Below are 18,159 nucleotides of genomic sequence, written 5' to 3'. Positions count from 1 at the left end.
CCGAAGGACCGAAGGAGGCCCGCGGACCATGGCCGTGGACGAGCTCGACACCCGGATCCTGCGGCTGCTCATCGAGCAGCCGCGGACGAGCGTGCGGGAGTACGCGCGGATCCTGGGGGTGGCACGGGGCACCGTGCAGGCCAGGATCGACCGCCTGGAGCGCGACGGGGTGATCACCGCGACCGGTCCCGTCCTCTCCCCCGCCGCCCTGGGGCACCCGGTGCTCGCCTTCGTCCACGTCGAGGTGACCCAGGGGCATCTGGACGAGGTCGGCGACGCGCTCGCCGCGGTGCCGGAGATCGTGGAGGCCTTCTCGATCACCGGCGGCGGCGATCTGCTCACCCGGGTGGTCGCCCGCGACGCCGGGCACCTGGAGGACGTCATCCAGCGGCTCATCCAGCTGCCGGGGGTGGTCCGTACGCGCACCGAGATCGCCCTGCGGGAGCGGGTGGCGCACCGGCTGTTGCCGCTGGTCGAGGCGGTCGGACGACGGTCGGGTTCCGCCTGAGGACTTGCCCGCACGGCCTAATGTGTCGCACATGCAGTCCTACACCATCGGGCAGGCCGCGCGCCTGCTGGGAGTGAGTCCCGACACCGCACGCCGCTGGGCCGACGGCGGCCGGTTCGCCACCCATCGCGACGAGAACGGCCGGCGCCTCATCGACGGCCGTGACCTGGCCGCCTTCTCCGTCGAGGTCGGCCAGAGCGCCCAGGCGGACGACGACATGCCGTACACCTCGGCGCGCAACGCGTTCCCGGGCATCGTCACGGCGGTCAAGCTCGGCGACATCGCCGCGCAGGTGGAGATCCAGGCGGGCCCGCACCGGCTCGTGTCGCTCCTCACCCGCGAAGCGGTCGAGGAGCTGGGGCTGGAGGTCGGCATGCAGGCCACCGCGCGCGTGAAGTCGACGAGCGTGCACATCGACCGGACCTGACCACACCCGCACCCTGACACCTGCGATCTGCCACCTGACACCGGTCGGCTCACTCCGGTCGGCTGACTTCGGTCGGCTGACTCCGGTCGCCTCGCAACGGTCACCTGTTACACCCTGCCCCTGCTGTCCCCCTGCGATCCGGAGCCCCGATGGCGATGCCCGCACGACTCGTCCCTCTCCTCGACCAGTTCGACTTCGCCCGGCAGCGGCTGACCGACCGCATGGCGGGGCCGGTGGTGGACAGCGGGAACGGCACGGACGTAGCGGTCGGTCCCATGACCGACGCGGAGTACCTCTGGGAACCAGGGCCGGACTGCTGGTCGGTCCGGCGCCGCACGGACGGGCCCGGGCCGCGCGCCACCGTGCTGACCGGCGTCGGCGACTGGGGCCGGGACGCCACGCCGGCCCCGCACCCGACCCCGCCGCCGTTCACGACGATCGCCTGGCGGCTGAGCCACCTCAGCGAGCTGCTCGCGCTCCGCGCCGACCACACGAACGGCGGCCACACCCTCACCCGTGACGACTACGCGGTCAGCGGGGACGTCGCGACCGCCGTCGCCGCGTTCGACACCGCGGCGGGCGCCTGGCGGAACGCGCTGCTCTCCGCCGACGACGCGGCGCTCGACACGGTCGGCCACAGCACCTACCCGCACGGCAGTGATCCGGAGGATCCCTTCCTGGAGACCGTCTGGTGGGTGAACCAGGAGCTCCTGCACCACGGGGCGGAGATCGCCCTCCTCCGCGACCTGTACCGGCTCCAGCACCCGGAAGCCTGGAAGGGGTAGATCCGACTCCCCTGTTCCGTACCGGAGTTCAGCGGGTGGTACGAGCCAGCAGCATCGCCACGTCGTCCTGCGCGGGTGCCGCCAGGAGCTGCTCCAGGATCTCGTCACACAGTTCGTCCAGGGGACGGTCGAGGTGCCGGAGCGCCTGGGCGAGCTGCCGCATCCCCTCGTCGAGGTCGCGGTCGCGGGCCTCGATGAGGCCGTCCGTGTAGAGCACGAGCAGTCCGCCCTCGGGGAGGACGACCTCCTCCGTGCCGAAGTCGTGGGCGCCGGTGCCCAGCGGAGTTCCCGGCGGCCCGTCGAGGAAGGTGATCGTCCCGTCCGGGGTGGCCACGGCCGGCGGCGGATGGCCCGCGCGGGCGATGACCCAGACTCCGGTGGCCGGGTCATGGACGGCGTACACACAGGTCGCCATCGCGTCCTCACCGAGGTCCGCGACGACGGCGTCCAGGGAGCTGAGCATCTCGGCCGGCGGGATGTCGTGGCGGGCCAGGGTCCGTACCGCCGTGCGCAGTTGGCCCATGACGGCCGCCGCGTGGATGCCGTGCCCCATGACGTCGCCGATGACCAGACCCGTCCTGCCGCCGGGCAGGGCGATGGCGTCGAACCAGTCGCCGCCGACGTCATGGGCACTCGCGGGCAGGTAGCGGCCGGTGAGTTCGAGCCCGGTGACGGCGGGCAGCTCGCTGTTGGTGAGACTGCGCTGCAGGGTGATCGCGGCGTCCCGCTGGGTGGTGTAGAGGCGTGCGTTGTCGATGTTGAGGGCGGCCCGGGCCACCACCTCGTCGATGAGGACGCAGTCCTGCGCGTCGAAGGGCTCACGGGTCCTCAGCCGGGTCACCGTGACCGAGCCGAGCACCTTGCCCCGGGCGACCATGGGGACGAGCCGCGCCGAGCCGATGCGGGTGGCGAAGTAGGTGCGGAGCGCCTCCGTGCGCGGGTCGGTGAAGAGTTCCGGGATGTCGGACGTGAAGAGGTTCGTGGGCCGGCCGCGGGCGACGACCTGCTCGTACACGGAGTCCAGTGGGATCTGGAAGGTCTGTCCGGGCGCGAGCAGCGATGTGGGGGCGGTCGGGTCCGGAAACCGGGCCGCGAGCCGCCGCAGCACCCCGCGCGTGGAGGCGACCGGGTCGTCCGGGGCGAGGACCGACTCCAGCATCTGCACGTCCGCCGAGTCGGCGAGCTGCGGCACCAGGAAACGTACCGCCTCCTCTGCCGTCTGCTTCAGGTCCAGAGTGGTGCCGATCCGGGCACCGGCCTCGGCGAGCAGGGCGAAGCGGTGGCGGGCCCGCTCGACCTCGCTGTGTGCCTCCTGGCTCTCGGTGATGTCGACGAGTGAGGCGATGAGTCCCAGGGACCGCCGGTCGGTGCGGTCGATGAGCGGGGCGTACGAGCAGGACCAGATGTGGTCGCGTTCGGGGTCGGCGGGGGTACGGCCGACCCGGCGGGCGTCGACGACGGCGTGACCGCTCTCCATGACCTGGAGCATCAGGGATTCGAGCGAGGAGGCGTTGACACCGGGCACGACGTCGGTGAGGCGGTGGCCCAAGTGCTCGGCCGCCGGCACCCCGTTCATCCGGGCCAGGGCGTCGTTGACCCGGAGGAACCGCAGGTCGGGGCCGAGCAGCGCGAGACCGATCGGCGACTGGGTGAACAGGCTTTCCATCGCCGCCAGGTTCTCCCGCATGCGCAGGACCTCGGAGGTCTCCACAGCGATGAGCATCGCCCCCGGCCGCCCGTCGGGATCGGCGGCCGGCACGATCCACATCTCCATGGTGACCGTGTGGCCGTCGCGGTGGCGGACGGGGAGGGTGCCGACCATGGTCTCGCCCGCCTGGACACGGAGGGTGAGCCGTTCGGCGAGCTCGCGGTTGGCGTCGGGGACGAGGAGCGGGGTGGCGAGCCGTCCGAGCACGTGCTCGGGGCGGTGGCCGAGCAGGTCCTGGGCGGCGAGCGACCACTCGACGATGCGGCCCTCGGCGTCCTCCCGCCAGAGGGCGATGGGCAGCAGCTCGCGGAGCACACCGGCGTCCCCGACGGCCGCCCGGGGCGGCTGCGGAACCCTGCTCGACGACTGGTGAGTCTCCAACGCATCGACCTACGCATCGGCCCGGCCCCGGGGGGCGCATTCCCTATCGAATCACCCTAGCCGAGTACCTGGTGGTGGGCGCTGCGCAGTGCGGCCGATCGATGAGGTGGGGAGGGACGGGTGGGGAGGGACGGGCGGGAGGGAAGCGTGGGGAGGGAAGCCCGGGGTAGAGCCCGGGTGCGGTGGGCACGGGGTGCACAGGGGCGGGGTGCTGGGGTGCGCGGGGCCGAGGATTCCGTAGTTCTACGGATGTGCGGGCGGCGCGGGGCTGCGAAAGTCGGTCCGACCTGTGTGTTTGCGGGTCTTGCCCGCATCGTCGTCTCCGATTCCGCTCCCCTTACTCCGCCCTCGTCCCCCCTCCCTGGTTCCCCGCTCCTTCTCCCCCTCGCCTCTCCTCCCCTCTCCCCGGAGCACCCCCGCATGAGCAGCCGCTCGCCCGACGAGTTCCGCCTCGGTGTGCGTCCGTACGACCCGGAGCCCGGCACCGGAGACGAGCCGGAGGATCCGCACGAGCTGCTCCACCGGGCCCGGCGGCTCACCGCCCATGGGCACCCCTGGGCGGGAAGCGCCTGGGAGCGGGCCGCGACCGCCCTTCGGCGCGCGGGCGGGGCCCTCACGCCGGGGGACCATGCCGACGCCCTGGACGCCACCGCGCTCGACTGTCGGGGCGCGGCCCGGCCCGCTGCGGGGCCGCTGTTCTTCCGGGCCGCCGACCTGCACGAACAGGCCGGGCAGCGCGGCAAGGCGCTGGTCTCGCGGGCACGGGCGCTCGTCGCGGGACCTGGTTCGGGCCACGGCCCCGGCGCGACGGCCTTCGCTCGGCTCACGGAGCTGTGCGAGCGGGCCACCGCCCTCCACGCGGTCGGGCAGGCCGGCACCGCCGAGACCGCGACCGTGCGGCTGCTGCGCGGGCGGGCCCGCGCCGATCTGCTCGACACCGCGCCCGACCCGACGGCCGAAGCCGGGGCCCTGTGCGAGGAACTCACCCGGCTGATCGCCTTCGCCGTGCCGCACCGGGCGGATCCCGCCGTCCTCGGCGTGCTCGCCGACACGCGCGCGTTGCTCGGCCGGATCACGGCGCCCGACGACCCGGCCGCCGCGCTGGCCCACCTGCGGGCCGCGCTCGACGACCACCGGGCCGGGGGCGGACTGTGGCCCGCCACCGAGCACCAGCTCCTGCTCGCCGCCGTACTGCGGACCACCGGCGCTCCTGAGGAGGCGGCCGCGCTGCTCCGGGCCGCGCTCGCCTCCGAGGCGCCCGACGCGCCGCTGCGGGCCGCCGACCGGGCCCGTCTGTGTCTGGCCCTGGCTCGTACGATCGCCGGGGCCGGCGAGCGGGGGCGTACGGCCCCAGGCACGGACGAGGAGGACGAGCTGCTGTCGCTCCTCGCGGAGGCCGTCCGCCATGCCGACGGGCCGGCCCAGGACGTCCGGGTGGGCGCCCTGGCGCGGCTCCTGCTCGGTGCCGCGTACGCGGAGCGGGGACGTTGCGGCGAGGCTTCGGACCTCTTCGAGCAGGCTCTCGCCGGGTTCACGGAGGACGGCGACGCGGCGGCGCGGGTACGAGCCAGGGTCGGACTCGCGGACTGCGTGCTGCGCCGGGGCGAACCCGGCCGCGCCGCACGGGAGTACGCGCTCGCGGAGGCGGAGGCGCGGTGCTGGGACGACCGGCGGCACGGCGCGGCCCTGAGCCACCGGACGGCGCGCGCGCTCGGCATGGCGGGCTCGCCCGAGAAGGCGGCTCGCGCGTACGAGCGGGCGGCCGACCTGTGGCGGGCCGCCGGTGACCACGCCTCCGCGGCCCGTTCCCTGCGCGCCCGGGCCCGGCAGGTGCGGGCCGCCTGGGGCGACGCGACCGCCGAGGTGGTCCTGGCGGAGGCCCTTCGGGAGGCCGGACGCGGGCCGGAGGACGCGGATGAGGTGGCGGAGAACCACCACCGGGCCTCCGACGCGCCGGAGAGGACCCACCGCCCACCGACGGGGGCCCACGCCGCGGGCGGTACGGTCGACGCCGAGGCGGCGGCCGAAGACGGGGCGGAAGTCGACGTCGAGGCCGATCCCGACACCGAAACCGGTACCCACGACGGCTCTGGCAGGGGCGGGCCCTGGCCGGGGTCGCGCGAGCTGCCGGAGCCGTTCGGGCCGCCGGGGCACTACCAGGTGAACGTGTACGGCGAAGTGGGCGGGGCCGGGCCTCGGGCCGCCACCGCTCCGGGGACCCGAGTACAGGGGTGCGTGTGAACAGAGTGATCGACGGCCGTTTCGAGCTGGTGGAGCGGCTGGGCGGCGGCGGCATGGGAACGGTCTGGCGCGCCCGCGACCTGGCCCTTCACCGTGACGTGGCGCTCAAGGAAGTGCGTCCGCCGGACCCCGCGCTGGCCGAGCACGACGTCGAGAGTGCCCGGACCCTGCGGGCCCGTGTCCTGCGCGAGGCACGTGCCCTCGCCCGGATCGACCACCCCAACGTGGTGACCATCCATCACATCGTCGACGCCGGCGAGGGCACGTACCCGTGGCTCGTGATGGAGCTGGTCACCGGCGGATCCCTCCAGGACCGGCTCGATCGGGGCTCGATGACCCCCGTCGAGGCCGCCGCGATCGGCCGCGAGCTGCTCTCGGCCCTGCGTGCCGCCCACGAGCGGGACATCGAGCACCGCGACGTGAAGCCGGCGAACGTCCTGCTGCGCCCCGACGGGCGGCCCGTACTCACCGACTTCGGCATCGCGGCCATCCAGGAGTCCACCGTCCTGACGGCCTCGGGCTCGATCATCGGCTCGCCGGACTACATGGCGCCCGAGCGGATCCGCGGCGGAGGCGGCAGCGGTCCGGCCGCCGACCTGTGGTCGCTCGGCATGGTGCTGTACGTGGCGGTCGAGGGCCGCCACCCGCTGCGCCGGGAGAACACCCTCGCAACGCTGGCGGCCGTCCTCTCCGACGACGTGCCGCCTCCGCAGCGTGCCGGTGAGCTGGCCGGCGTACTGACCCGGCTGCTGGTCCGCGACCCGTCCGCCCGCCCGGACGCCGACGAGCTCGACCACGCGCTCGCCGCGGTCGTGTCACCGGACCCGACCGCGCGTCCGGCCCTCCCTCAGGACACGGGAGCGGTACGGGATCTGGTGCCGCCGGCGTCCGACGGGGCGGGCCCGGGGAGCGTCGGCGAGCGGACCGCGGGTGAAGCGGCCGGGGAGGGCGAGGAGACCTCGTTCCGGCTGGCGCCTCCCGCGAACGCGGCGGCGGCTCCAGGTGCTCCGGCTTCGGGGACCGGTCTTTCGGGGTCTGGCTCGGGGACTGGATTTTCGGGGTCTGGTTCGGCGGCGTCCACCGCTGCGGCTACCGGATCGGCGGCGCCCACCGCTGCGGCCTCCGGCCCCGTGGCGTCCACCGAGGGGCGTCGGCGGAGTCGTACCGCACGGTTCCTGGGTTCCGCCGTCGTCGTGGTGCTCGCCGTCGGCATTCCCGTCGCCGCCATGACGTGGGACTGGCGACCGGCCGACCCCAAGAGCGGGCCGAGCAGCGCCTCGCCCTCCCAGCCGGGTCCCGCCGCCAAGGGGCCCGCGACGTCGACGGGCCGGACGCCGACGCCGAAGCCGTCCCAGGAGACGGATCCGGAGAAGCGCGATCTGCTGACGCCCGCCGGGGTCCGGGCCGCCATCGCCGCGATCAAGGAGGCCGCGGGCGGAACCATGGTCACCAGCCTCGTCGTGTACCCCGACTACGCGGTCGCCCAATCACTGGTCAAGGGCAGTACGAAGAGGTACGACCGGTACGTCTACCGAGGTGAGGACGTGGCCGTCCGCGAGGGCTCCGGCACCTCCTTCCCCGGCGCGGTCCCGACCGATATGAACGACATCGACTGGGACGCCCTGCCGGGGCTGTTGAAGCGCGCGGACAAGGAACTGGGCATCGACGAGCCGACGAGTCGCTACCTCATCCTCAACCCTGGCTCGACGATCTTCGGCAGCAAGGCGGGGATGAGCGTCTACCTGTCCGACACGTACGGCAGCGCCCATCTCAACGCGGACGCGAAGGGACGGGTGACAGAGACCTATCCCCGCGAGAACTGACCTTCGCCGACCCCGTCCCTGACCACCAGGGAGGCGAGTGCGGCCCGGGTCTCCACCCCCGTCTTGCGGTAGACCCGGGCGACATGGCTCTCGACCGTGCGGGGGCTGAGACAGAGCCGGTCGGCCACGGCCTGGTTGGTGAGCCCTTCGGCGACCAGGACGGAGATCTCCCGTTCCCTCGGGGTGAGGACGGCGAGGCGTCCCCCGGCGACCCGTCGCCCGTCAGCACCCTCCGGAGGGGCCGGCCGGGTGCGGTCGGCCAGGTCGACCAACAGGCGGGCGCCGCCGTCGGCGGCCAGTCGACGGCCCCGGCGCCACTGGGCGGCGGCCTCGGTCGCGTCGCCCGCCGCATGTGTCTGCGGCGCGGCGAGGAGCAGGCTGTGGGCCTCACGCAGGACGGCCCCCGAGCGTGCGCACTCGCGGGCCGCGTCGGTGAACGCCCGTGCGGCGGCGGCCGATTCACCGCGCCGGGCCAGGAGCTGCCCCCAGGCGCGCAGTGCGGCGGCGCGCTGGACGGGCAGGCCGAGCGGCTCCGCCTCCGCGAGGGCCCGGCGGGCGACCCGCTCCGCCTCCGCGAGGTCGCCGGTGGCGAGGGCCGCGCCCGCGAGGAGTTCGAGGTATCCGGGGCGCAGCGAGGGCTGGAGCCGGGAGAGGTCCCGGTCGCCGCCGCCCCGTACGAGCACCTCGCGCACGCGGTGCGGGTCCCTGCCGGGCGGTAGGGCGTAGCCGAGCAGGCAGCGGGCCTGGGTGGCCCACCAGCCCTCTGCGGTCCCCACGGTCGCCGCGGCCTCTTCGGCGGCGACCGGCCCTTCGGGGTCGCCCATGGGGAGGGCGTGGAGGAGGACGACAGCCCTGATCGCGCCGCTGAAGCCGACGAGTTCGGCGCCGCCCAGGGCGCGGGCGACGGCGAGGGACTCGTCGGCCAGGTCGCGCGCGGTACCGACCCTGCCGGTGAGGAAGTGGACGTACGCCGAGCAGAGGAGGAGCTGCGAGAGCGCGAAGGGCCGTCCTGCGCGGCGGGCCATGGCGATGCCCCGGGTGGCGTGGCGCTCGGCCCTTCCGTACTCCTCCAGGAAGACCTCGGTCCAGCCGAGTCGTACCAACGACTCGGGGTGGGTGGCCAGTTCGCCGTCGGTGAAGGTGTCGGTGAGGGCCGCGGCCTCCGCTGCGTGGACGCGGGCGGCGGCGGTCTCGCCCTCGTAGACCTCGCCGAGCGCGGCCAGGGTCAGGACCTCCGCCGTGCCCGCTTCGTCGCGCCGCCGCCGGGCCTCGCCGAGGGTGTCGGCGACGACGGGTCGGACCTCGGGGTACCGGGCGGCGAAGAGGGCCCGGCAGCCCCACTCGACGACGAGCGGGGTCCGCAGGTCGGGGCGGGGCCCTGGGGTGCGCTCCAGTTCCCGGCGGAGCAGGGCGTCCGCCTCGGGGTAGCGGCCGAGGTGGCGCTCCATGAAGGCGCAGAGCAGGACGGCCGAGGTCCGCAGCTCGGCCGTGTCCGTCCCGTCCGCACGGTCGTCGGTGTCGTCCCTGCCCCGGCCGTCGAGGCGACAGGCGTCGATGAGGTGGTGGAGGAGGTCCCGGCTCTCCGCCACCCGGCCGGCGGACCCGAGGGCCTGGGCCCGTCTGAGGGTCAGTTCACGCCAGCTGGCGCGGTGCTCGGGGGTGTCGGGCAGCAGGGCGAGGAGGGCCGACAGCCAGTGGGCGGCGCGCGCGGGGTCGGCCGCGCCGATCCGCTCGGCGGCCTCGGCGAGGTCGGCGGCGACGGCCGGGTCCCAGGCCGTCACGGAGCGGACGAGGTGCGGAGCGCGCTCGGTCACGGGCGCCCCGGCCGCGGCGAGGGCGTCGGCGGCCCGCCGGTGCAGCTGACGGCGCCGCCAGGGGTCGAGGGTGGCCCGGACGAGTTCCGGCAGAGCGGGGTGGCGGAGCGTGAGGACGCGCCCTTCGCCGTCGGGCCGGACGAGGTCACGGCGGGTCAGCTCGCTCAGGACCTTGTCCAGGACGACCGGGTCCGGCGATCCGGACGGGTCCACTGAGTACGCCGAATCCGCCGCGCCGGCCGGTCTCGCCGGGTTCACCGGGTTCACCGGGTTCACCGAGTTCATTCGGTCCGCCGGGTCCACCGGGTGAGCCGAGTCCACTGAGCCCGTCGCGTCCGCCGGATCCGCCGGATGCCGGGCGGTCAGGGCGACGGCGGCGAGCAGCTCGGCCGTGGCGTGCCCGTCGAGGACGGCGAGTGCCTCGACGGCCGCCCGTTCCTGCCCGCCGAGCGGGGCGAGTTCGTCGAGGACCACCGCCACGGGCCCGGTGCCGGGCGCCTCCCCCCGGCGTGTACGGGCGTGGGCGAGGGCGCGGTGGTAGAGCGGGTTGCCACGGCTGACGGCGTGGATCCGCCGGGCGAGGTCCGGCGGCAGCCCTGGCACGAGCAGCCCCGTGCAGTCGTCCGGGGAGAGCGGCCCCAGGACGAGCCGTGCGGCGTCCCCCGAGTCGGCGGCACGGGCGAGGACCGATGCGAGCGCGGGCGCGGTCTGCCGTTCGCGACGGGCGAGGACGAGCAGGGCGGGCGCCCGGGGCGGATGCCGGAAGAGATGGTCGACGAGCGCGACGGACGCGGGATCGGCGGCGTGGAAGTCGTCGAGCACGAGCACGAGTCCGGCCGCCGGAACCCGGCCGAGTGCCGCCGCGATGTGCCCCACGTCCGCTCCGCCCACCACGTCGGACGGCGGTTCGGACGACTCGACGAGTGCCGCGAGTGCCGCCAGGTCCGGGGACACGGCACGGTCGTGGTGGTCCAGGTCCGCGAAGGCGTCCACGAAGGCCCGGAAGGGCCGGCCCTGGTCGCGCTCGGCGGGTCCCGCCCTGCCGCGGAGGACCGTGGCCCCGTGCCGCCGGGCCCGTGCCGCGAACTCGGCCAGGAGCCGGGACTTGCCGATGCCCGGCTCGCCCACGACGTCCACGGCCACGGGGCCCGTTCCCCCGGTGCGGTGGCGCAGCAGCGCGTCGAGCCGGGCGAGTTCCCGGTCGCGCGCGACGAAGGGCGCGCGGTCGACGCGTACCGGGTCCGCGAAGGTGTCCACCGGCGGCCCCCTCCCCTCGTGCGGTCGTGCCGTCGTCTTTCTCGCTCTCAGTTGTACGGCACGGCACCGACAACGGCGTCAGCCGGTGGTGAGGGCCTTGAAGGCGCGGGTCTGTTCCGTGATGGCCCGTTCCGTCGGCAGGCGCTCGATGGACGAGGCTCCGAAGAAGCCGACGACGCCGGTGGTGTGCTCCAGGACGTAGCGGGCGTCTTCGGGCTCGGCGATGGGACCGCCGTGGCAGAGCACCAGGACGTCGGGGTTCACGCGCTTGGCCGCGTCGTGCATCTCCTGGACCGCCGCGGCGGCCTGGTCGAGCGTCATGGCCGTTCCGGCGCCGACGGCCCCCTTGGTGGTGAGCCCGACGTGGGGCACCAGGACGTCGGCGCCGGCCCGTGCCATGTCGGCCGCCTGGTCGGGATCGAAGACGTACGGGGCGGTGAGCAGGTCCCGTTCGTGGGCGGCGCGGACCATGTCGACCTCCAGGCCGTACCCCATGCCGGTCTCTTCCAGGTTGATGCGGAAGGTGCCGTCGTAGAGGCCGACCGTGGGAAAGTTCTGCACGCCCGCGAAGCCCATGGCCTTGAGTTCGTCCAGGAAGAGGTCCATGCGGCGGAACGGGTCCGTGCCGCACACGCCCGCGAGGACGGGGGTGTCGCGGACCACGGGCAGCACTTCGCGCGCCATGTCCGTGACGATCGCGTTGGCGTCGCCGTACGGCAGGAGTCCGGCGAGCGAGCCGCGCCCGGCCATCCGGTAGCGGCCCGAGTTGTAGATGATCAACAGGTCGACCCCGCCGGCCTCGGCGCAGGTGGCGGAGAGTCCGGTGCCCGCGCCGGCGCCGACGATCGGGCGGCCGGCGGCGACCTGGGCGCGCAGCCGGCCGAGCGCGTCCTGACGGCTGATGGTGGTCCCGGTGTTCACGGTGGTCACTCCTCGCTGATCAGCTGGTGGAGGCGGTCCGCCATGGCGACGGCGAACGACGGGTCGTTGATGTGGGCGTCGAGTTCGTGGACCCGGACCTCGCCTCCGCGGACGGCGGCGCGCAGCGCGTCGAGGCCCGCCCGGTTCGCCTCCGGGTCCTCGAAGGGCCCGTCCGTGACGTCCACGGCGGAGACGCCGCGCAGCGGCCAGAAGACCTCGGCCGGTCCGCGCGCGGTACGGAGCTTGCGGCCCATGACGGCGCCGAGTTCGGTCATCTCGCGCGCGGTGGTCCGCATCAGGGTGACCGTCGCGTTGTGGACGAGCAGCTGTCGTTCGGTGAACCGCTCGGGGACGGTCGCGGCCGGTCCGAAGTTGACCATGTCGAGCGCGCCGGGGGCGACGACCTGCGGGATGCCCATGGCACCGGCGGCGGTGAGCCGGGCCGGGCCCGCGCTGAGCACTCCGCCGACGAGTTCGTCGGCGAGTTCGGTCGTGGTGAGGTCGAGGACGCCGTCGAGCATGCCGTCCCTGGCCAGCTTCTCGACGGCCCGGCCGCCCGCGCCGGTGGCGTGGAAGACGAGGACCTCGTAGCCGAGTTCGGCGAGCCGCGCGCGGGCCGCGTCGACGGCCGGGGTCGTCACGCCGAACATGGTGGCCGCGACGACCGGCCGTCCCCGGCCCGCGGGCTCGTCGTGGTTTCGCTCGTGGCGGCGGGCCATTCCGGCGGCGGCGGCCGCCGCGTTGCCGAGGACCTGGCAGGAGACGGAGTTGAGCCCGGAGATGTCGACGACGCTGTACATCAGGGTGAGGTCGCTGCTGTCGACGTACGGGGAGACGTCGCCGCCGGCCATGGTGCTGACGAGGACCTTCGGTACGCCGATGGGCAGGGCCCGCATGGCCTGGGCGGCGATGGCGGAGCCGCCGCTGCCTGCCGCGGCGAGCACGGCGTGCAGCTTTCCCTTGCGGTAGAGGTCGACGAGGACACGGGTGAGGCCCTGGGCCATGGCGGCGACGGCCGCCCCGCGGTCGCCGGCGGCCCGCAGCCCGGCCAGGTCGTGGCCCGCCGCGCGCGCGACGACGTCGGCGGTGACGTCGGCTGTGGGGGCGTGGGCGGGTGGGGGCGTGGTCCCGGTGTCGACGAGCAGGACGTCGCTGCCGTACTCCCGGAGGCGCTCGCGCAACCAGGCGTACTCCTCCCCCTTGGTGTCCAGAGTGCCGACCAGCACAACGGTCGCCATGCCCTCACCTTTCTCCCGTTCCCGCCCCTCGGTCCCGTCTCCCGGTCCCGCCGCTGTCGATCCTCCGTCGTGTGACCTGCGGCGACAACGACCAGTCGAGCCGGATTGGCCTGCGTCGTGGCGCAAGATGGATGCCATGGCCCGGATTGCTTCGACCCGTTTGTCCCGACTCCTCACCGGCTGGTCCTCGGAGGGGCCGGGACCGCTGCCACGGCGGCTCGCGGACGCGCTGCGGGAGCTGGCCGGGCGCGGCGACGTGGCGGGCGGCACCGTACTGCCCTCGCAGCGCGAACTGGCCCTGGTCCTGGGCGTGAGCCGGTCCACGGTGACGGCCGCGTACGGCCTCCTGGAGAGCGAGGGATGGCTGGAGAGCGTACGGGGCAGCGGCTCCCGGCTGCGGGGCTCGGGCACGGTCGACGGGTACGTGACGGAGGGGCGGCTGGTCAGCTTCGACGCCCGGTCGCGTGCCGCCGCCACCGCCGGCACGGCGGACCTGTCGAGCGGGGCGCTGCCGGGGCTCGGCACGGTCGGGGACGCGGTGGGGGCGCTGACCCGCGGGGACCTCGGCACGCTCCTCGAGGACGACGGCTACCACCCGTACGGGATCCCGGCTTTGCGGGAGGGGATCGCCGCGTACTACCGGGCGGCGGGGGTGCCGACGGAGGCGGGGCAGATCCTGGTGACCTCGGGTTCGCAGCAGGCGGTGTGGCTGGTGGCGCAGGCCCTGGTCGAACCGGGCGACACGGTGGTCGTGGAGAACCCCACGTACCGGGGCGCCCTGGAGGCGCTCCGCGCGCGTGGCGCCCGACTGGTCCCGGTGGGCGGGGACGGTCCGGGCGGCGGTACGGAAGGGGCCGACGTGGCGGCGCTGCGGCGGCTGTGCGCCCATGCGCGGCCGCGGCTCGTGTACCTCCAGCCGACGGCCCACAACCCGACAGGGCGCAGCCTGGACGGTGCGGCGCGCCGGGAGTGGCAGCGGGTGCTCGCGGAACAGGAGCTGTTCACGGTCGAGGACACGGCGTGCGCGGAACTCGCCCTGGGGGACGGGGATGCCGGTCGCGGAACGGCCCTGTCGGCCGGGACCGTGCCGGACGAGGCCACCCCGGTGCCACTGGTGGCCGGGCTGCCCCTGGGGTCGTCGGTGACCGTCGGCACGCTCTCGAAGCTGTTCTGGGGCGGCCTGCGGGTGGGCTGGGTCCGTTCCTCGCCGCAAGTGGTGGCCCGGCTGGCGAAGATCAAGACCTCGGTGGACCTGTCCTGCTCGGTCGTGGACCAGCTCGTCGCCGTCCGTCTGCTGGCCACGTTGCCGGAGGCACGCGCGCGACGCCGGGCCGCACTGCGGGGGCAGCGGGACGCGGCCGAGGCGCTCCTGCTGGCCGAGGCCCCGCACTGGGAGTGGACACGCCCGGCGGGAGGCCCCGCCCTCTGGGTACGGGTCCCCGGCACCGACACGGAGACGCTGGCCCAGCTGGCGCGGCGTCACGGGGTGTCGGTGGTGCCGGGGTCGGCCTTCTCGCCGGTGGACGGCTTCCGGGACCGGCTCCGACTGCCGTACGCACACGGCACGGACGCGCTGGCGGCCGCGCTCCCGACCCTCCTGGAGTGCGCGGAGCGCGCGGCGGGCTGACGCCGCCCACAGCATTCCGCGCGCTGGTCACCGTCTTCTGCGGGCTGCTCACCGTTCTCCGCGAGCCGCTCCCCGTCTCCGGCGGGCTGCTCGCGATCCGGGCGGCCGGCGTCGGCGCGCACCACGGGTCGTCAGGGGTGCATCCGGGCGCCCTTGAGCACCTTGTCGACCGCGTTGCGCGGCCCGTACACGGCGAGACCCGCGAGATCCAGCCGGTCCCTCCCGACGGCCCGTACCGCCGCGCGGTTGTCCCGGTCGTTGCCGGTGGCGAAGAGATCGGTCGTGAAGAGTGCCCTCGGGAGCGAGCGGGAGAGCACGCGCGCGTGGGCGGCGGTCAGCGTCTCGGCAGAGCCCTCGAAGACCAGGACGGGCTGGCGGAACATCGGCAGGTACGGGGTGTCGTCGGCGTCGGCGTACGGTTCGCCGATCACCTCGGGCGCCACGGAGCCGAGGCCGCTGACCAGGAACGCGGTGACGTTCAGCCGCTGCCAGGTCTCCAGGTCCTCCCGCAGGAGTACGGCGATCTTGGTGTCGAAGCGTACGGGTGTGGTGTCGGTGGTCGTCATGATCCGAGACTGCCGACCGCCCCGCCGAGCCGTCTTGTACATTCCTTGCATGGTGGCCAGGCAGGAGGTTTCGGCGTGGCGCCCGCACGTCCCGGGAGTGGTGGAGGTGTTCCACGCCCGCTTCACGGAGCACTCGTACCCGATGCACGTCCACGACGTGTGGACCCTGCTGATCGTCGACGACGGCGTCGTCCGCTACGACCTGAACCGGCGTGAGCACGGCACTCCGGGCGACACGGTGTCCCTGCTCCCACCGCAGGTGCCGCACAACGGCTCGCCCGCCACGCCTCACGGGTTCCGCAAGCGGGTCCTCTATCTGGACCTGACCCAGCTGGACGAGAGCTTCATCGGCGCCGCGGTAGACGGGCCCGACCTCGTCGATCCGCTGCTGCGGCGACGCGTGGGACAGCTGCACGCCGCGCTCGCGGACCGGGGCGGCGAACTGGAGGCGCAGAGCCGTCTCGCCCTCATCCGCGAACGGCTGCGCACCCACCTGAGGCCCGGTCCGGTGACGCGCGCGCGACCGGCCGATCCCGGCGTGGCCCGGAGTCTGCGCGAGCTGCTCGACGAACGGCTGGTCCAGGGGGTGACCCTGGACGAGGCCGCACGGCTCCTGCACGCCCATCCCACCCATCTGGTACGGGCGTTCAGCGGCGCCTTCGGTATCGCCCCGCACCAGTACCTGACCGCCCGGCGGCTCGACCGTGCCCGGCGTCTGCTCCTCGACGGGCAGCCGGCGGGGGAAGTGGCGGCGGCGACCGGCTTCTACGACCAGTCGCATCTGAGCCGCTCGTTCAAGCGGCTCGTGGGAACGACCCCGGGGCGCTTCGCCCGGCGGCCCGAGGAATCGGCGCCGGTGTCGTGAACTGGCCACGCTCCGTGGCGTGAGCGAGCCGCGACGACGCTCCGGGGGTGGTCGACGAGGAGCGGAATGGACGCCACCTGGGGACAACTCGGCGCCCCAGCGTAATGATCCGGCCAGAGGTGGTGACTCTCCGTGCAGCATACGGCTGAATTCCATTGCCGTCACGCAAACGGACCAGATGACGCACAGGTAGTCATCTCCCCTGGTCGCCATGATCCCCGCGCCCCGCCGCACGCCCTGTTGAAGGTGATCTTCCGCCCGCACGCTGAACATCGGGAACTCGATCGGAGGGCGGGTGACACGGGTGGAGACAGGCAGGGGCACGGACGGGGACGGGGACGGGGTCGACGACGAAGCGTCGGACGGGGCCGGTCGGGACCACCGCGCCGGGTCCGCGGACGTGGACGTGTGCGTGGTGGGGGCGGGCCCGGTCGGGCTCACCCTGGCGATCGGCCTGCGCCGGCTCGGGCTGCGGGTCCGGATCGTCGACAAGGCGCCCGCGACGAAGCACGAGGCCCGGGCCCTGGTGCTCTGGGCGCGGGCCCGGGAGGCCCTCGACGCCCTGGGGGTCGGCGACACCCTCCGGCGCAACGGTGTGGAGCTGGACGTGGTGACGATCCACGCCCGCGACCGGGCCCTCGGCGAACTCACCACCGGCTGGGCACGGTCGGCCCATGCCCGCCCGCTCAACATCGAGCAGCACGACATCGAACGGCTCCTCTGCGAGGAACTGGCCCGGCTCGGCACCCGCGTCGAGTGGAACGCCGAGGTGACGGACGTCAAGATCCACGACGACCGGGCGGAGTTCACCCTGCGGCACGAGGACGGCACCGTCGAGTCGGCCGCCGCGCCGTGGATCGTCGGCTGCGAGGGCACCGCCAGCGTGGTCAGGGACCGCCTCGGCATTCCCTTCGAGGGCCGGCGCCGCACCGGTCTCCAGGTCGTCCAGGGCAACGCCCACCCCACCTGGGCGCTGGGCGAGGAGCCGGGCCGGGGCCACATCTTCCTGGCCCCGCGCCGTTCCCTGCTCGTCTTCCCGTTGCCCGGCGGGGGCTACCGCTTCTTCTGTTTCCGGGACGACCCCGATCCCTCGCTGACCGCCGCTCCCACCCTCGGCGAACTGCGGGACCTGGTCGCGGACACCGCCCGGATGCCGGACCTGCGCCTCGGACCCACCGCGATCCCCTGGCTGAACCGGGCCCGCTTCAGCGACCGCGTCGCCGCCACGCTCCGCTGCGGGCGCGGGCTGCTCGCCGGAGACGCGGCGCACGCCTGGGCCCCGGTCGGCGGCCACGGCATGAACGTCGGCATCCTCGGCGCGCACAACCTCGCCTGGAAGCTCGCCGCCGTGCACCACGGCCAGGCGGGCGAGAACCTCCTCGACACCTACAGCGACGAGCAACGGCTGCTCGCCGTGCGGTACATCCGCGAGATGCGGTTCAACTTCATGGAGCTGCCGCTGCCCCCGCTGGGCTACCGGGCGTTCACGGCCACGGTGCCCGCCGCCCTCTCCCGGCGCGGCTTCCAGCGCCGGCTCGACCTGCGGCTGGGCGACCTGGCCCGGACCCACGCGGGCGGTGCGCTGTCCTGGCACCGCCCCGGCCGCCACCGCCGTTCGGGTCCACGCGCGGGCGACCGCATGCCGGACGTCACGGTCACCACCTGTCCGTCGGCTCCCACGAGCCCTGCCCCCACCCGGCTGCACACGCTCCTCGCGTACGAGCGGTGGAGCCTGGTCCTGCACGCCGCCGGCGCCCACGCGGGCGTGCTGGACACCCTCCGGGACGCGTGTGCCCGGTTCCCGGCCCCGGTCCGGATCCTGCCCGTGACCCCGTGGGACGGCGCCGAGGCCGAGCGCCTCGGGCACCCCGGCGATCTGCGTCTGGTGCGGCCCGACGGATACGTGGGCCTCGTCGCCCCGCTCGCCCGCCCCGCCCTGCTCCGCGACTACCTGACCGCACTCACCCACAGCGGCCCGTAGGCGTCCCCGCTCCGGCC

Annotated in this window: 13 protein-coding genes; 8 read left to right on the top strand and 5 right to left on the bottom strand. The window is 74.5% G+C overall.

The genetic code is table 11. The features are described 5' to 3' along the window. Positions 1-28: 28 nt before the first annotated feature. From OG259_RS35305 to OG259_RS35295, 3 genes are all read left to right on the top strand, one after another. Positions 29-508, top strand: coding sequence for an Lrp/AsnC family transcriptional regulator (locus OG259_RS35305; protein WP_266902543.1), 480 nt, complete (start codon positions 29-31; stop codon positions 506-508). 31 nt (positions 509-539) lie between these two features. Next, positions 540-935 (top strand): TOBE domain-containing protein, encoded by a 396-nt coding sequence (locus OG259_RS35300; RefSeq protein WP_266902545.1) that lies wholly within the window; start codon positions 540-542, stop codon positions 933-935. A 149-nt stretch (positions 936-1,084) separates the two neighbouring features. After that, positions 1,085-1,720, top strand: coding sequence for a DinB family protein (locus tag OG259_RS35295; RefSeq protein WP_328945933.1), 636 nt, complete (start codon positions 1,085-1,087; stop codon positions 1,718-1,720). A gap of 28 nt (positions 1,721-1,748) precedes the next feature. Here OG259_RS35295 and OG259_RS35290 read toward each other — a convergent pair whose 3' ends face one another. After that, a complete protein-coding gene (locus OG259_RS35290; protein ID WP_328945932.1) occupies positions 1,749-3,809 on the bottom strand; it encodes a SpoIIE family protein phosphatase in 2,061 nt (686 codons plus the stop codon). A 420-nt stretch (positions 3,810-4,229) separates the two neighbouring features. Between OG259_RS35290 and OG259_RS35285 the strand changes: the two genes are divergently transcribed. Together OG259_RS35285 and OG259_RS35280 are read left to right on the top strand one after the other, a co-directional pair. After that, positions 4,230-6,050, top strand: coding sequence for a hypothetical protein (locus tag OG259_RS35285; RefSeq protein WP_328945931.1), 1,821 nt, complete (start codon positions 4,230-4,232; stop codon positions 6,048-6,050). Then, a complete protein-coding gene (locus OG259_RS35280; RefSeq protein WP_328945930.1) occupies positions 6,047-7,873 on the top strand; it encodes a serine/threonine-protein kinase in 1,827 nt (608 codons plus the stop codon). The genes OG259_RS35285 and OG259_RS35280 overlap by 4 nt, the downstream gene beginning before the upstream one ends. On the opposite strand, the gene OG259_RS35275 is transcribed toward OG259_RS35280, so the two are convergent. From OG259_RS35275 to OG259_RS35265, 3 genes are all read right to left on the bottom strand, one after another. After that, positions 7,855-10,944 (bottom strand): helix-turn-helix transcriptional regulator, encoded by a 3,090-nt coding sequence (locus OG259_RS35275; RefSeq protein ID WP_328945929.1) that lies wholly within the window; start codon positions 10,942-10,944, stop codon positions 7,855-7,857. The genes OG259_RS35280 and OG259_RS35275 overlap by 19 nt on opposite strands. Positions 10,945-11,022: 78 nt before the next feature. Further along, entirely contained in the window at positions 11,023-11,865 is an 843-nt protein-coding gene (locus OG259_RS35270; RefSeq protein ID WP_328945928.1) for a phosphoenolpyruvate hydrolase family protein, read from the bottom strand. A gap of 5 nt (positions 11,866-11,870) precedes the next feature. Continuing rightward, the gene (locus OG259_RS35265; RefSeq protein WP_328945927.1) at positions 11,871-13,103 is read right to left on the bottom strand and encodes a Tm-1-like ATP-binding domain-containing protein; all 1,233 of its coding nucleotides are present in this window, start codon (positions 13,101-13,103) and stop codon (positions 11,871-11,873) included. A gap of 136 nt (positions 13,104-13,239) precedes the next feature. Here OG259_RS35265 and yczR point away from each other — a divergent pair, with 136 nt between their 5' ends. Then, a complete protein-coding gene (gene yczR / locus OG259_RS35260; RefSeq protein ID WP_328945926.1) occupies positions 13,240-14,730 on the top strand; it encodes an aminotransferase-like domain-containing protein in 1,491 nt (496 codons plus the stop codon). A 131-nt stretch (positions 14,731-14,861) separates the two neighbouring features. Here the strand turns inward: yczR and OG259_RS35255 are convergent, their stop codons facing one another. Next, entirely contained in the window at positions 14,862-15,296 is a 435-nt protein-coding gene (locus OG259_RS35255; RefSeq protein ID WP_328945925.1) for a DUF2000 domain-containing protein, read from the bottom strand. A 49-nt stretch (positions 15,297-15,345) separates the two neighbouring features. Here OG259_RS35255 and OG259_RS35250 point away from each other — a divergent pair, with 49 nt between their 5' ends. Together OG259_RS35250 and OG259_RS35245 are read left to right on the top strand one after the other, a co-directional pair. Beyond that, positions 15,346-16,161 (top strand): AraC family transcriptional regulator, encoded by an 816-nt coding sequence (locus OG259_RS35250; protein ID WP_328945924.1) that lies wholly within the window; start codon positions 15,346-15,348, stop codon positions 16,159-16,161. 304 nt (positions 16,162-16,465) lie between these two features. Next, positions 16,466-18,142 (top strand): FAD-dependent monooxygenase, encoded by a 1,677-nt coding sequence (locus OG259_RS35245; protein ID WP_328945923.1) that lies wholly within the window; start codon positions 16,466-16,468, stop codon positions 18,140-18,142. Positions 18,143-18,159 lie beyond the last annotated feature (17 nt).

This window comes from Streptomyces sp. NBC_00250, assembly GCF_036192275.1.
Classification (GTDB): domain Bacteria; phylum Actinomycetota; class Actinomycetes; order Streptomycetales; family Streptomycetaceae; genus Streptomyces.
Note: the sequence above shows the minus strand (reverse complement) of the source record. Positions and strands in the feature narration are given on the sequence as shown.

What these genes read in the sequence shown, in the direction of transcription:
- OG259_RS35305 (WP_266902543.1), top strand. Translation starts at nt 29, where the DNA reads ATGGCCGTGGACGAGCTCGACACCCGGATCCTGCGGCTGCTCATCGAG.
- OG259_RS35300 (WP_266902545.1), top strand. Translation starts at nt 540, where the DNA reads ATGCAGTCCTACACCATCGGGCAGGCCGCGCGCCTGCTGGGAGTGAGT.
- OG259_RS35295 (WP_328945933.1), top strand. Translation starts at nt 1,085, where the DNA reads ATGGCGATGCCCGCACGACTCGTCCCTCTCCTCGACCAGTTCGACTTC.
- OG259_RS35285 (WP_328945931.1), top strand. Translation starts at nt 4,230, where the DNA reads ATGAGCAGCCGCTCGCCCGACGAGTTCCGCCTCGGTGTGCGTCCGTAC.
- OG259_RS35265 (WP_328945927.1), bottom strand. Translation starts at nt 13,103, where the DNA reads ATGGCGACCGTTGTGCTGGTCGGCACTCTGGACACCAAGGGGGAGGAG.
- yczR (WP_328945926.1), top strand. Translation starts at nt 13,240, where the DNA reads ATGGCCCGGATTGCTTCGACCCGTTTGTCCCGACTCCTCACCGGCTGG.
- OG259_RS35255 (WP_328945925.1), bottom strand. Translation starts at nt 15,296, where the DNA reads ATGACGACCACCGACACCACACCCGTACGCTTCGACACCAAGATCGCC.
- OG259_RS35250 (WP_328945924.1), top strand. Translation starts at nt 15,346, where the DNA reads ATGGTGGCCAGGCAGGAGGTTTCGGCGTGGCGCCCGCACGTCCCGGGA.